Here is a 15271-nt window from a genome sequence, read left to right as displayed (position 1 = left end):
CGACGATCGAAGAGATGGCCCTCGCCATCTCCCGGATCGGAGAGCAGTCGTTCTCGTCGATTCCGCTGGCAGACGCAAGAGCCTATTATCCGCTTTCCTCAGCTCAGAAACGGCTGTTTATCCTGAATCAGCTGGAAGGGGCCGATCAGAGCTACAACATGCCGGGTGTGCTGCTGCTCGAAGGAGCGATTGGCCGTAGCCTGCTGGAGAAGGCTTTCCGCGGATTGATCGCACGGCATGAAACGCTGCGAACCGGCTTTGAGATCGTACAAGGCGAAGCCGTACAGCGCATTTACGAGAGCGTCGACTTTGTTGTTGAGTATCGTCATGCGAGCGAGGAAGAAGCGCCTAAAGTCGTGCAGTCCTTCATCCGGGCTTTCGACTTGGCGAAGCCTCCGCTGTTGCGTGCAGAGCTCGTAGAGCTGGCAGCCGAACGTTATTTGCTGATGTTCGACATGCATCACATCGTCTCTGACGGGGTTTCGATGGACGTGTTAGTCGAGGAACTCGTTCGTCTGTACGGCGGCGAGTCATTAGATCCTTTGCGCATTCAATACAAGGACTATGCGGTATGGCAGCAGTCGGATGAGCAAAAAGTGCAGTTGAAACGCGAGGAAGCTTACTGGCTGGACCGTTACCGAGGCGAGCTGCCGGTTCTGGAAATGCCAACGGACTATCCGCGTCCTGCCGTGCAGAGCTTTGAGGGACAAACGCTAACGTCCTTCGTGAACGAGGCAACGAACGAAGGTTTGAAGCAGCTCGCTGCCCAAAGAGGAACGACGCTGTATATGGTGCTGCTTGCGGCATATACCGTGCTTTTGCATAAATACACAGGTCAGGAAGACGTGATCGTTGGCACGTCGATTGCGGGCAGAACGCACGGAGATACGCAGCCTTTGATCGGAATGTTCGTCAATACGCTGGCGCTCCGCAATTATCCGGCTTCGGAGAAGAGCTTCCTGTCTTACCTGGAAGAAGTGAAAGAAACGACCTTAGGTGCGTACGAGCATCAGAATTATCCGTTCGAAGAGCTCGTCGATAACGTGCAGATCAGCCGGGATTTGAGCCGCAACCCGCTGTTTGATACGATGTTCTCCCTACAAAACTTAGAGGAGACAGAGTTTGAGCTGGAAGGGCTGAAATTGTCCCCGTACCCTAGCGAATACGGTATGGCCAAGTTCGACCTGAGTGTGGATGTTACGGAAGAAAATGGCGGCCTGGAGTGCAGCTTCGAATTCGCAACCGCTCTTTATAAAGAAAGCACGATTCGGCGGCTGTCGACTCATTTCGGACATTTGCTTGCTGCGATCGCAAGCCGTCCGGATGCGAAGATTGCCGAGCTGAACTTGTTGACGGCTGAAGAAAAAGAGCAAATTCTCGGTACGTTTAACCCAGCGCAGCCGGAAGCAGCACCTGCGGCCGCGTTCCATCGGCTGTTCGAGGAACAGGCGGAGCGCACGCCGGAAACAGAGGCCGTCGTGTACGAGAACGACCGGCTGACGTATGCGCAGCTGAACGAACGGGCGAACCGCTTGGCGGCCACGCTGCGAGCAAGCGGCATCGGCCGGGAGACGATTGTCGGCATTCTCGCCGAGCGTTCGGTGGACTTGCTGGTAGCCGTACTGGCCGTCTGGAAAGCGGGCGGGGCGTATGTACCGCTCGACCCGGATTACCCGGCGGAGCGCGTGCGCTTCATGCTCGAAGACAGCGGAGCGAAGGTGCTGCTGACGCAAACGGCGCTGCGAGAGCGTGCCGAAGTTTGGCTTGGCGAAGAGGAACTGGCGCTGGCGGTGGTGCTGTATCTCGACGACGAAGCGTCGTACAGCGAGGAGCGGGCGAATGCGCCGATTGACTCCGATATGGTTTCCGACATGATTTCTGGCAAGTTCTCCAGTATGCTTTTCGACACAGCCCTCGGCAAGCTCTCCGGTATGGTCTCCGGCAAGCTTACGGGTGCTGTGGCCGACGGCGATGGCTATGGCGATGAGAGCCATCTGAATGTTGCTGGCATGGGCAACTTCCATGAAGCCTGCCCGGAAGATCTGGCGTACGTGATCTACACATCGGGAACGACAGGCAAGCCGAAGGGTGTAATGATCGAGCACCGCAGCTTGGTGAACACGGCAGCGGGCTACCGGCGGGAATACCGGTTGGATCAATTCCCGGTGCGGCTGCTGCAGCTCGCAAGTTTCTCGTTCGACGTGTTCGTGGGCGATATCGCGCGGACGCTGTATAACGGTGGCACGATGGTCATTGTGCCGCAGGATGACCGGATCGATCCGTCTCGTCTGCATTACTGGATGGAGCGGGAGCGAGTCACCATCTTCGAATCAACACCGGCACTGATCGTGCCGTTCATGGAGTACGTACACGAGCAAGGTCTGGATATAAGCGGGATGGAGCTGTTGATCACGAGCTCGGACAGCTGCAGCGTGGCGGATTACCGGACTTTGCAAGAACGGTTCGGCTCGTTATTCCGGATCATCAATGCCTACGGCGTGACGGAAGCGGCGATCGACTCCAGCTTCTATGACGAGGAGCTGACGAAGCTGCCGCAGACAGGCCATGTGCCGATTGGCAAAGCGTGGCTGAATGCGAAGTTCTACATCGTCGATGCACATCTGAATCCGGTGCCAGTCGGGGTGCTTGGCGAGCTGGTTATTGGAGGAGTCGGCGTAGCGCGCGGGTACTTGAACCGTCCAGAGCTGTCGAAAGAGAAGTTCGTAGACAGCCCGTTTGCCGCGGGTGAGCGGCTGTACCGCACGGGAGACTTGGCACGGTGGATGGAAGACGGCAATGTGGACTTCATCGGCCGGATCGACTACCAGGCGAAAATCCGGGGCTACCGGATTGAGACGGGCGAGATCGAATCGCAGCTGCTGCGGGTGGAAGGCGTGCGAGAAGCAGTGGTGCTGGTTCGAAGTGACGCGATCGGGCAGAAGGTGCTCTGCGCGTATTACACGCCAGATACTGGAGCGGAGCTCGCAGTGAATGATCTGCGCAGCGCGTTGGCGCAGGAGCTGCCGGGCTACATGATCCCGTCGTACTTCGTGGAGCTGGAGCGTCTGCCTCTGACGCCGAATGGAAAGATTGACCGGAAGGCGCTGCCAGCGCCGGAAGGGGAAGCGGGAAGCGGAACGGAGTATGTCGTACCGCGCAATGAGCTGGAGACGAAGCTGGCGGCGATTTGGCAGGAGGTATTGGGGCTTACGAAGGAGATAGGCGTTTACGACAACTTCTTCGACATCGGCGGACACTCCCTGCGGGCGACGACGCTGGTCAGCAAGATTCACAAAGAGTTGAACATGGATCTGCCGCTGCGCGACGTGTTCCTCCATTCCACGATCGAGAGCATGGCGGTCGCCATTTCGCGGCTGGAGGAGAAGACATTCGTTGCCATTCCGGTGGCAGATGACCGAGAGGTGTACCCGCAATCTTTTGCTCAAAAACGTCTCTTTATCTTGAATCAACTGGAAGGTGCGGAGCTTAGCTACAACATGCCGGAAGCAATGCTATTGGAGGGTGCTTTGGACCGGCCAAGGTTCGAAGAAGCGTTCCGCAAGCTCGTGGCGCGGCATGAAGTACTGCGCACGGGGTTCGAAATGGTGGATGGCGAAGCATCGCAGCGGATTTACCAGGACGTGAATCTTGCCGTGGAGTTCTATCGAGCAGATGAGCAAGAGGCCGAAGAGGCGATTCGCCGTTTCGTCCGTCCGTTTGACTTGGCGAAGCCTCCGCTGCTGAGGGTAGGCCTTGTCGAGCAGGCTCCTGAACGCCATATTCTAATGTACGACATGCATCATATTATTTCTGATGGTGTGTCGATGGAAATCTTTGTTGAAGAATTCGTCCGCTTGTACGGCGGCGAGCAATTGGAGCCTCTGCGCATTCAGTACAAAGACTACACGATATGGCAGCATTCCGATGAGCAGAAGGAACGGCTTGAGCGTCAGGAGGCGTACTGGCTGGACATGTTCCAAGGGGAGCTTCCGGTGCTGGAAATGCCGACCGACTATCCGCGTCCGGCTGTTCAGAGCTACGATGGACAAACGCTGGAGTTTTTCCTTGACGCTTCGAAAACCGACGGCCTGAAGCAGCTGGCTTCCGAAACAGGCACAACGCTGTTTATGGTGCTGCTTGCGGCGTATAACGTGCTTCTGCACAAATATTCAGGTCAGGAAGACGTAATCGTTGGTACGCCGATTGCCGGAAGGAACCATGGAGATGTGCAGCCGTTGATCGGGATGTTCTTGAACACGCTGGCTATCCGTAGTTATCCGGCTTCGGATAAGACATTCCTCACCTACCTGAATGAAGTTAAAGAAACGACTCTCCATGCCTTCGAGCATCAAAACTATCCGTTCGAACAATTGGTGGACAAGGTGCAAGTCACCCGTGATTTAAGCCGCAATCCGCTCTTCGATACGATGTTTACGATGCAGAATACGGAGAACGAGGAGTTTGAGCTGGAGGGGTTTCGCCTGATTCCTTATCCGAGCGTACTGGATACCGCGAAGTTTGATATCAGCTTGGATGTGGGCGAGGAGAACGGCGGCTTGGATTACAGCTTCGAATATGCGACGGCTCTCTACAAAAGGGAGACGATTGAGCGGTTGGCGAAGCATTACGAGCAGCTGCTCGTGACAATCGTAAGCCGTCCAGATGCGAAGATCGCCGAGCTGAATTTGCTGACGGCAGAGGAAGAAGAGCACATTCTCTGCGCATTCAATCCAAATCAATCGGAAGCAGTTCCTGCGGTCGCGTTCCATCGGCTGTTCGAGGAACAGGCGGAGCGCACGCCGGAAGAGACAGCCGTCGTGTACGAGAATGATCGGCTGACGTATGCGCAGCTGAACGAACGGGCGAACCGCTTGGCGTCCACGCTGCGTGCAAGCGGCATCGGTCGGGAGACGATCGTCGGCATTCTCGCCGAGCGTTCGGTGGACTTGCTGGTGGCCGTACTGGCTGTCTGGAAAGCGGGCGGGGCGTATGTGCCGCTCGACCCAGATTATCCGGCGGAGCGTGTGCGGTTTATGCTCGAAGACAGCGGAACGAAGGTGCTACTGACGCAGACGGCACTGCAAGAGCGCGCTGAAGCTTGGCTTGGCGAAGAAGAACTGGCGCTGGCAGCAGTGTTCTACCTAGACGACGAAGCGTCGTACAGCGAGGTGCGGGCGAATGTGCGGATGGGCTCCGATAAGCTATCCGGCATCGTCTCCGAGGAGCAGACGAATGCGCCGATGGGTTCCGACAAGCTATCGGGCATGATCTCCGTGAAGCCGAAGAATGCCCCAAGTGGCTCTGATATGGTTTCTAGTATGATATCCGGCAAGCTTACGGGTGCTGTGGATTATGGCGACGGCGATGAGTGCCAGCTGAATGTTGCTGGCATGGGCAGCTTCCATGAAGCCCGTCAGGAGGATCTGGCGTACGTGATCTATACGTCGGGAACGACGGGCAAGCCGAAGGGCGTAATGATTGAGCACCGCAGTCTAGTGAACACGGCAGCGGGCTACCGGAGGGAATACCGCCTGGATCAATTCCCGGTGCGGCTGCTGCAGCTCGCCAGCTTCTCGTTCGACGTGTTCGTGGGCGATATCGCGCGCACGCTGTACAACGGAGGCACGATGGTCATTGTGCCGAAAGATGACAGGATCGATCCTTCTCGTCTTCATTACTGGATGGAGCGGGAGCGGATCACCATCTTCGAATCGACGCCTGCGCTGATCGTGCCGTTCATGGAGTACGTGCATGAGCAGGGGCTGGATATAAGCGGGATGGAGCTGTTGATCACGAGCTCGGACAGCTGCAGTGTTGCGGATTACCGGACTTTGCAAGAACGGTTCGGCTCCTCGTTCCGCATTATTAACGCCTATGGCGTGACGGAAGCGGCGATCGACTCCAGCTTCTATGACGAGGAGTTGATGAAGCTGCCGCAGACCGGCCATGTGCCGATTGGCAAAGCGTGGCTGAATGCGAAGTTCTACATCGTGGATGCGCATCTGAACCCGGTGCCAGTCGGAGTGCTGGGCGAGCTGGTCATCGGCGGAGTCGGCGTAGCGCGCGGGTACTTGAATCGTCTGGAGCTGACGGAAGAGAAGTTCGTAGACAGCCCGTTCGCTGCGGGCGAACGGCTATACCGCACGGGAGACTTGGCGCGATGGATGGAGGACGGGAACGTGGACTTCATCGGCCGAATCGACAACCAGGCGAAAATTCGGGGCTACCGGGTTGAGACGGGCGAGATCGAGTCGCAGCTGCTGCGGGTGGAAGGCGTGCGCGAAGCAGTGGTTCTGGTTCGAAGTGACGCGAACGGGCAGAAGGCGCTGTGCGCGTATTACACGCCACATACTGGAGCGGAGCTGACGGTGAGCGATTTACGCGGCGCGCTGGCGCAGGAGCTGCCGGGCTACATGATCCCGTCGTACTTCGTGGAGCTGGAGCGTCTGCCTCTGACGCCGAATGGAAAGATCGACCGGAAGGCGCTGCCAGCGCCAGAAGGAGAAGCGGGAAGCGGAACGGAGTACGTCGCACCGCGCAATGAGCTGGAAATAAAACTGGCGGAGATTTGGCAGGAGGTGCTAGGGCTTGCGAAGGAGATCGGTGTTCACGACAACTTCTTCGACATCGGCGGCCACTCTCTGCGAGCGACGATGCTGGCGGGCAAAGTATTTAAGGAATTAAAAGTAAACTTGCCGCTGCGCGACGTATTCCGTCACTCGACAATTGCGGCGATGGCCGAGGCGATCGCCCGAATGGAACGGCGGGAGCATGAGGCTATTCCTCAAGTGGAAGAGAGAGAGTACTATCCTCTGTCCTCTGCACAGAAACGGCTGTTTATTCAGCACACGCTGGATGGAGCCGATCAGCTGTACAACATGCCAGAGCTGGTGCAGGTGGAAGGCGAGTTTGATTTAAATCGGTTGGAAGCCGCCTTGCGGAAATTGATAACACGGCATGAATCGCTGCGCACTGGTTTTGAAAATGTGAAGGGTGAAGCAGTTCAGCGAATTTACCCGCAGGTCGATTTTGCTATCGAGCATCATCAAGCGGATCAAGAGGATACGGCTCAAATCGAGCAGATCGTCCGCAGCTTCGTTCGTCCGTTTGATCTCGGCAAGCCGCCTCTGCTGCGAGCCGGGGTTATCGAGCTGGAGCCGAAGCTGCATATTCTCCTTTTCGACATGCACCATATCGTGTCCGACGGCGTATCGATGGCGATTGTGATGGATGAGTTCTCTAGTTTCTACGCCGGAGAAGAACTGTCGCCACTGCGCATTCACTACAAGGATTATGCTGTTTGGCAGCAGTCGAAGGCCCACCGAGAGCGAATCGAACGGCAGGAAGCGTACTGGCTGCAAACCTTTGAAGGCGAGCTTCCGAGGGAGGACCTGCCGATAGACTATGAACGGTCTGCGGTTCGCAGCTACGAAGGTGCGCATCAGGAGTTCGACGTCGAAGCTTCTCTCTCTCTGCGGCTGCGCGAATTGGCGGCCGAGTCTGAAAGCACGCTGTTCATGGTGCTGCTTGCGGCTTATACCGTACTGCTTTCCAAGTACAGCGGTCAGGAGGATGTAATCGTGGGTACCCCGGTGGCGGGAAGAACGAATGCCGATTTGGAACCGGTCATCGGAATGTTTGTTAATACGTTGGCGCTTCGCAATCGTCCGTCGGGCGACAAAACGTTCTTGTCCTACCTAGAAGATGTAAAGGAAACGGCTTTGGGCGCTTTCGAGAATCAGGATTATCCATTCGAGGAACTCGTGGAGCGTTTGAATGTGAAGCGGGAGCCGGGCCGCTTCCCGTTGTTCGATGCCGTTTTCGACTTGCAAAATATCGAAGAACGAGACGCCGAGCTGGAAGGGATCAGCCTGAAAAATTACGAGCTTGACCATTTGGAAGAAGCGAAGTTCGATCTGACGCTGTTTATGTATGAAAACAACGGGGCGCTAAGCGGGGGCTTCTTCTACGCTACCAAGCTGTTCAAAGAAACGATGATCCGCACCTTGACCGAGGATTACTTGCGAATACTGTCTCAAATTGCCGACAATCCACAACTTGAGCTAAGCCGGATTGAATGTCACAAACCGACGACAGGCGCAAAGAGTGCTGTCGATACGATTGAATTTGCGTTCTAATGCTACAAGCGCGCCTCCGCTGTCAAGCGAAAGCGGCGCGCATCTCAAGGAAGACGACGCACAGCGTGCAAGCCGGTAAACCAAGCTCGTAAACCAATCCCGTAAACGCGCAGGCCGAAAGCAAGCTTTTTCGGACCTGCGCAAGGGCATGGGGTCATTTCATTTTTAGGGGAGGTACGAATGAAATCTTTATTTGAAAAGGAAGAACGGTACTGGAGCGGCAAGTATGACGCCGATGACAGCCTGAGCTTTCTTCCCTACAGTCAATCCTCCAAATTATCCGCCCACGGCGAAGCTGCGGCTGAGCCGGGCTTGCTTCACCGTACGCTGCCGAGCGAACTCTCAGAGAGAATCATTCGCCTCGCCAACGGTTCCGATTTGGCGTTGTACATGATTGTTTTGGCAGGAGTAAAAAGCCTGCTGTTCAAATATACAGGGCAGGATCAGGTACTGGTTGGCATGCCTTCTTATAGCGCGGACCCCAATGGGACTCCGCCGCCGCATGACATTTTAGTAATTAAGACGTCCGTAAGCCGTGAGACTACACTGAAAACGCTGCTCGGGGGCATCAAAGCGTCCATCGGCGAGGCGCTGGAGCATCAGCACCTGCCTTTTCGGAAAATGGTGGGGCCGCTCCATCTGGACTATACGGGGGACGGCTTGCCGATCGTCAACACCGTCGCGTCCTTCGCCCCGATTCATCCGGGATCGCTGGAGAAACGGGTAGAGGCCGATACCGTTTTTCGCTTCGACCGCCAAGTACATTCCATCGAGCTGGAAATAAGCTTCGATGGGCAGCGGTACGAACGGGTATTTATGGAACAGGCAGCCGACCATCTTGTTCGACTGCTGTCCGTGCTTATATTCCAGCCGGATCTGGAGCTTGGACAAGTCGATGTGCTGTCCCCAGACGAGAGGGAGACGCTGCTGAAGCGATTTAATGACACCGAAACCGGGTTCGAGCGAGGGAAAACGATACATGGCTTGTTCGAAGAGCAGGCGGCGCTTTACCCGGACAGCGTGGCCGCTGTCATGAACGAGCGGCAGCTGACCTACCGCGAGCTGAACGAGCGATCCAACCGACTTGCGCGGAAGCTGCGGGAGACGGGAGTCGAAGCGGACCAACTGGTAGCGATTCTGGCCGAACGCTCGCTCGATATGGTCGTCGGCATTTTGGCGATTCTCAAAGCGGGCGGAGCCTACGTGCCTGTCGATCCTGACTACCCGGAGGAGCGCATCCGCTTCATGATCGAGGATTCGGGCGCGCCGTTATTGCTGATTCAAAAGCATTTGCACGAGAAGACCGACTTCGCAGGAACGCGCCTCGAATTGGACGATTTCGTTTGGGGCGACAGAGGGGCGAACTCCGCAGGCACGTCAACCGGTGCATCCACAGGTACGTCCACAGGTGCGTCCGTAGGTGCGCTGGACGCTTCGAATCTGGAGCCGATTGCCGGACCGAGCAACCTGGCTTATGTCATCTACACGTCGGGAACGACCGGCAGGCCGAAGGGAACGCTGATCGAGCATAAGAACGTCGTCCGCCTCCTATTCAACGACAAGAACCTGTTCGACTTCGGACCGTCTGACACGTGGACGCTGTTCCACTCGTTCTGCTTCGATTTTTCCGTCTGGGAAATGTACGGCGCGCTGCTGTACGGAGGCAAGCTGGTCATCGTACCGCCGCTCACGGCGAAAAGTCCGGCCGAGTTCCTAGCGCTGCTGGGCCGCGAACAGGTCACCATTTTGAATCAGACACCAACGTATTTCTACCAGCTGCTGCGAGAGGTGTTGGCGGATCATCCGTACGATCTGCGGATTCGCAACGTCATTTTCGGGGGCGAAGCGCTCAGTCCGCTGCTGCTCAAGGGCTTTAAGACGAAGTACCCGGGGACGAAGCTGATCAATATGTACGGCATTACCGAGACGACGGTTCACGTGACGTATAAGGAAATGACGTGGGTCGAAATTGAGGCGGCGAAGAGCAATATCGGCAAGCCGATTCCGACGCTGAGGGTGTACGTCCTTGATGCCAACCGCCGCCCTGTGCCGATCGGCGTAGCAGGAGAAATGTACGTGGCGGGGGAAGGGCTTGCGAGAGGATACCTGAACCGCCCGGATCTGACGGCGGAGAAATTCGTCGATTCCCCGTTTGCAGAAGGGGAGAAACTGTACCGCTCTGGGGACTTGGCGGCTTGGCTGCCGGACGGCAACATCGAATACTTGGGCAGAATCGACCATCAGGTGAAAATCCGCGGCTATCGGATCGAGCTGGACGAAATCGAGACGCAGCTGCTGAAAATCGCCGCCGTGCAAGAAGCCAAGGTGCTCGACCGCAACGACGCGAACGGTCAAAAGCAGCTCGTCGCTTATTACGTCGCAGAAACGAGGCTGGCGGCGCATGAACTCAAGGAGGAGCTCGCCAAGCAGCTTCCGGGGTATATGATTCCTTCGTACCTCGTACAGCTTTCGCAGATGCCGCTTACCCCGAACGGGAAAATCGACCGCAAAGCGCTGCCCGCGCCGGAGGAAGTCGCGGCCGAAGGAGCGGATTATGTCGCGCCGAGAACGCTGCTCGAAATGAAGATCGCCCGCGTCTGGCAGGATACGCTTGGTATTCCGCAGGTCGGCGTAAAGGATAACTTTTTTGAGTTGGGTGGCAATTCGTTAAGTCTGATGAGGCTCGTGCAAGCCGTTTACGATGAAACGGGCATTGAGATACCGCTGAACCGCCAATTTCATCATGTAACCGTTGAAGAGATGGCTTACGGAGAGGGGGATTTCGGCTTGGATAAAGGGGGGGACTCCTTCATTAAGCTGAATAAAGCAGGAGAGCTGAACGTGTTCTGCTTCCCTCCGGGCAGCGGCTTCGGCATCGGTTACCGAGAGCTTGCAAGCAGGCTGGAAGGCCGCTTCGTGCTCTACGGCATTGATTTTATCGACGATGCGACCAATTACGAGGCCATGCTGAATCGTTATGTAGACGAGATCGTCCGCATCCAGCCACAAGGACCTTACGTGCTGCTCGGCTACTGCTTTGGAGGCAACCTGACGTTCGAGGTAGCCAAAACGATGGACAAAAGAGGGTATTCCGTAACGGACGTGCTCATGGTGGACTCGTGGATTAAAGACATGCTGACGCCTTCCGAAACGTCGGAGAAGGAGCTTGAAGAAACGCTTGCCGATTTCGACGAGGAAGAGAAGGAATTAATGAGCAACCCGCTCGTACGGGAGCGGGTTCATCGGAAGGTCAAAGCGACCTTGGCGTACGAAGCGCAGCTTATGAATACCGGTACAATTCCGGCCCGGATTTACGAACTGATTGCGAAGGACAGCGAAGCGTTCCGCTTGGAGCACCAATTGCCGTCCTGGCGGGGGGCAACGACGCAAGCTTACGCCGATTACCGGTTGGAGGGCGCGCACGAGGAATTGCTGGAACTCGCGCGCGTGGACGAAACGGCTGTCGTCATCCGGGACATCTTAGAGCAAGTCAAGCGGCAGATCGAAGCGGAGGCCGGGGTACTGCATGGAAGCTGACCGCGAGACGTCTGTTCAAGAACAAGGCACAGCGGCGCCTTCCAAGCGCCAAACCGCTTACGCCACATGGAAAGCGTTCCGCTGGCTGATGTCCTATGTAAGCCGTCACAAAGGCTGGATGATCGTCGGTACCTTGTCCGCAATTGCCTCCGCCGTGATTGAAATATGGACGGGGAGTTTGATCGAGCAGCTGACCACCCAGGCCGAGAAGGGGGCGGGGCCAGTCGTTCTGCAAATCGTGTACACGGTCTTTGTGGTCATCTTGATCGGTGTGCCGGCGAAGTATTTCATGAGCTTCGGCGTGGAGCGAAGCAGCGCCTCTGCGGTGCAGGACATCCGCAATCATGTCATGCGTCATATCGGCAAACTCCCGGTCTCCTATTTGGAGAAGCAGCACTCCGGCGACGTGTTGTCACGGATCAACAACGACCTGCAGCTCATCCAGCAGTTTATGATTCGGGACCTCGCCCAGTGGTTTTATCATCCGCTATTGTTCATTGGCTGTTTCGCTTATTTGATCTACCTCCAATGGGAGCTGATGCTGTCCAGCCTGTTGTTATTTCCCTTAGCGCTGCTGGTTTCCCAATGGATCGGCAAGCAGTTGGAGCGGTTGACGGAGGAAGCCCAAGCGAACATGGGCCGAATGAACGTCAACCTCCAGGATACGCTTGGGGGCATGCCTATTGTAAAAAGCTACCTGCTATCCGGCATGTTATCTCGCTCCTACAAAGTGCTGCTGCAATTGACGGCCCAAAAAAAGCTGGCCGTTAAAAAGCGGGAAGCATGGGTCAATCCGCTGCTTTCCACGCTGATGATCAGCCCGATCATTTTCGCCGTCAGTTACGGAAGCTATTTGATCTACCAAGGGCAGCTAGGCGCGGGAGAGCTGATCGCCTTCCTGTACTTGCTGAATCTGTGTCTGGAGCCGCTGGAGCATATACCCGAGCTCATCACGCGGACGTTCGAAATGGCCGGTGCCCTGAGAAGGGTCTCTGAAATCGTCGAGCAGCCGACCGAAACGGAAAATGGGCGTTCGCTGCCGAAAGCGAGCGCCGCTCCCATCGAGTTTGAGAACGTAACCTTCGGGTATGAGGAGAGCTCCCCGATCCTGCGGAATGTTAGCTTCTCGGTGCAAGAAGGGAAGACGATCGCGCTTGTCGGCGCGAGCGGCGGAGGGAAGAGCACGATGTTTAAGCTTGTATGCGGCTTTTATCCGCTTCCGGAGGACCAGGGTGAGATCCGCGTGTTTGGCAGCCTAATTCACGGCGCCGATCCGGAGCAGCTTCGGTCGCATTTTTCCGTGGTCACCCAGGATTCCTATTTGTTTAGCGGCACGATCGCCGAAAATATCGGCTACGGGCGGGAAGAAGCGTCGATGGACGAGATTATCGAAGCCGCCAAAGCTGCTCAGGCGCATTCCTTCATTATGCAACTTCCCGGTGGCTACCAGACGTATGTAGGAGAGCGCGGAGGCTTTTTGTCTGGCGGGCAGCGCCAGCGCGTTGCAATGGCCCGGGCTTTTCTGAAGGATGCTCCCGTTCTGCTGCTGGACGAGCCAACGTCGGCTCTTGATCCAGAGTCGGAAAGCGCGGTTCAGGAAGCGCTCAACATATTGATGAAGCAGAGAACGACCATCGTTATTGCCCACCGGCTTTCTACGGTACAAAATGCTGACGAAATTTGGGTCATGGAACAAGGCAATATTGTAGAAAAGGGCACTCATGCACAATTGCTGGAGATGAAGGGGCTATACGCCAAGTCGTACTACCAGGAATTTACCGAGTCTGCCGCACACAGGGAGGTGGCGTACACATGAAAGAGGGCGGATGGCTCTCGCAAGTGAAAGAACTCGCCTATTTGCTGACGTTTATGACCCGCAAGCGCAAAACCCAGTACGCCATTGGCCTCGCCGTGACGGCGCTCACCCAGACGTTGTTCCTGATCGCCTTCAGTTTGGTCGTACATAACTTGGTTGATTTCGCCGTATCCCGAGATACGTCCCTGATGGTGGCAGCCTTTATTATTTTGGGCGCGGCCCTGTTCCTGGAAAATGTGATTTCTCCTTGGTTCATTTACTTATACCAGCGCAGTGTCGAACTGACTGTGCTGAATATTCGCGAACGTCTTTATGACAAGCTGTGCCGGGTTCGACCGAGATTTCTGGAGCAGACGCATCATGGGGATTTGTTGTCGCGGGTGAACAATGACGTAACGACCGTTGAGTTTACATTGTCGCAGGTTTACTTCGTGTTGCTGCTTCAAGTTGTGTTTTGCATCGGCTCCATAGTCTCCATGGTATTGATCGATTGGCGGTTTGCCGGCGTATCCTTTGTCATTCTGCTGCTGTCCTCCGTGGTCAGCCTGAAATTTGCGCGGGATATTCGCGTCCTATCCGAACAAGGCTTGCAGACGCTCGGTAAAATGACCGAAAAATTCAAAGATTTTATGGGCGGCATTCAAATTGTGAAGCTGTTCCGCATCCGCACGATTTACAGCCAGTACGCGGCGTTGAACGAACAAATGACGCAGACGCTTCGGCAAACGGCGCAGAAGAACGGCATGCAAGCTGCGGTGAATCATTTTATCAGCTATGTCACGTTCTGCGGCATCATCGTCATCGGCAGTCTTCTTTATGCCCACGGACTGATGGGAATGGGAAGCGTTGCCGCTCTGGCGGTTCTGCAAGTGAATTTGACACACGCCTTGTTGAACTTAGGCGTGGTGTTGTCGATGACCCAAAATTCGCTCGCGGGCGCTCACCGGATTGAAGAGGTGCTAGGAGAGGAAGAGGAACCGAATCGCCTGGGATCTCCTCACAGCGAGCTCGTGTCAGAGGCTGCGGTAGAGTTTCGCAATGTGGAATTTTCCTATCAGGCGGATAAAAAGGTGCTTGTCGACATGTCCATGCAGGTGTTTCCCGGCCAAGTCGCCGCTATCGTGGGGGCCAGCGGCAGCGGCAAAAGTACGCTGATCAAGCTGCTCCTCGGCTTTTATCCTGTGAACAGCGGAGAAATCCTGCTTCAAGGCAAACCGTTCGGCCATTACACGCTGGACGAAATCCGCAGGCAGATTGCATACGTTCCGCAGGAGCCGTTCTTGTTTACCGGAACGATTGAGGAAAACATCCGCTACGGCAACCCGGATGCAACGGTTGAAGAAGTGATCGAAGCGGCCAAAGCGGCGTACGCTCACCATTTCATTGAGGAACTTCCGGAACAGTATAAAACGCCGGTGGGAGAGAGAGGAGCGTCGTTGTCGGGCGGACAAAGGCAGCGAATTGCGATCGCCCGGGCGATTCTCAAAAACGCCCCGATTCTGCTGCTGGACGAGGCGACTTCCGCGCTGGATAACGAATCCCAGCATGGGGTACAGCAGGCCATAAACGTATTGATGAAGGGGCGCACCACCATTCTAATCGCCCACCGTCTCAGCACCGTGGAACATGCGGATTTGATTACCGTCATCAACCAAGGGACGGTCGTCGAGCGGGGTCGCCATCAGGACCTGCTGGCGCTCGGGGGTTATTACACCCGGCTGTACGGCTAGACCCGCTTTACGGTGGGCGGCTTCCTAGGTACAAAGCCTATCTACAAACA

4 protein-coding genes are annotated in these 15271 nt (G+C 56.0%); all 4 read left to right on the top strand.

Going from position 1 to position 15271, the window contains the following annotated elements:
• The first annotated feature begins 14 nt into the window (after positions 1-14).
• The 4 genes from dltA to B9Y93_RS21990 all read left to right on the top strand — a co-directional run bounded on the left by dltA (position 15) and on the right by B9Y93_RS21990 (position 15221).
• Positions 15-8138 carry a D-alanine--poly(phosphoribitol) ligase subunit DltA gene (gene dltA / locus B9Y93_RS25295; RefSeq protein WP_483406822.1) on the top strand — a complete coding sequence of 2708 codons (8124 nt, stop codon included), beginning with the start codon at positions 15-17 and terminating at the stop codon, positions 8136-8138.
• A gap of 180 nt (positions 8139-8318) precedes the next feature.
• Entirely contained in the window at positions 8319-11675 is a 3357-nt protein-coding gene (locus B9Y93_RS22000) for a non-ribosomal peptide synthetase (RefSeq protein ID WP_085498322.1), read from the top strand.
• Positions 11665-13491 carry an ABC transporter ATP-binding protein gene (locus tag B9Y93_RS21995; protein ID WP_085498319.1) on the top strand — a complete coding sequence of 609 codons (1827 nt, stop codon included), beginning with the start codon at positions 11665-11667 and terminating at the stop codon, positions 13489-13491. The genes B9Y93_RS22000 and B9Y93_RS21995 overlap by 11 nt, the downstream gene beginning before the upstream one ends.
• A complete protein-coding gene (locus B9Y93_RS21990; RefSeq protein WP_085498317.1) occupies positions 13488-15221 on the top strand; it encodes an ABC transporter ATP-binding protein in 1734 nt (577 codons plus the stop codon). The genes B9Y93_RS21995 and B9Y93_RS21990 overlap by 4 nt, the downstream gene beginning before the upstream one ends.
• Positions 15222-15271 lie beyond the last annotated feature (50 nt).

This window comes from Paenibacillus aquistagni, from assembly GCF_900177815.1.
Taxonomy (GTDB): Bacteria; Bacillota; Bacilli; order Paenibacillales; family Paenibacillaceae; genus Paenibacillus_B; species Paenibacillus_B aquistagni.
The sequence above is the reverse complement of the archived record's forward strand: the minus strand, read 5'-3'. Positions and strand labels throughout refer to the sequence as shown.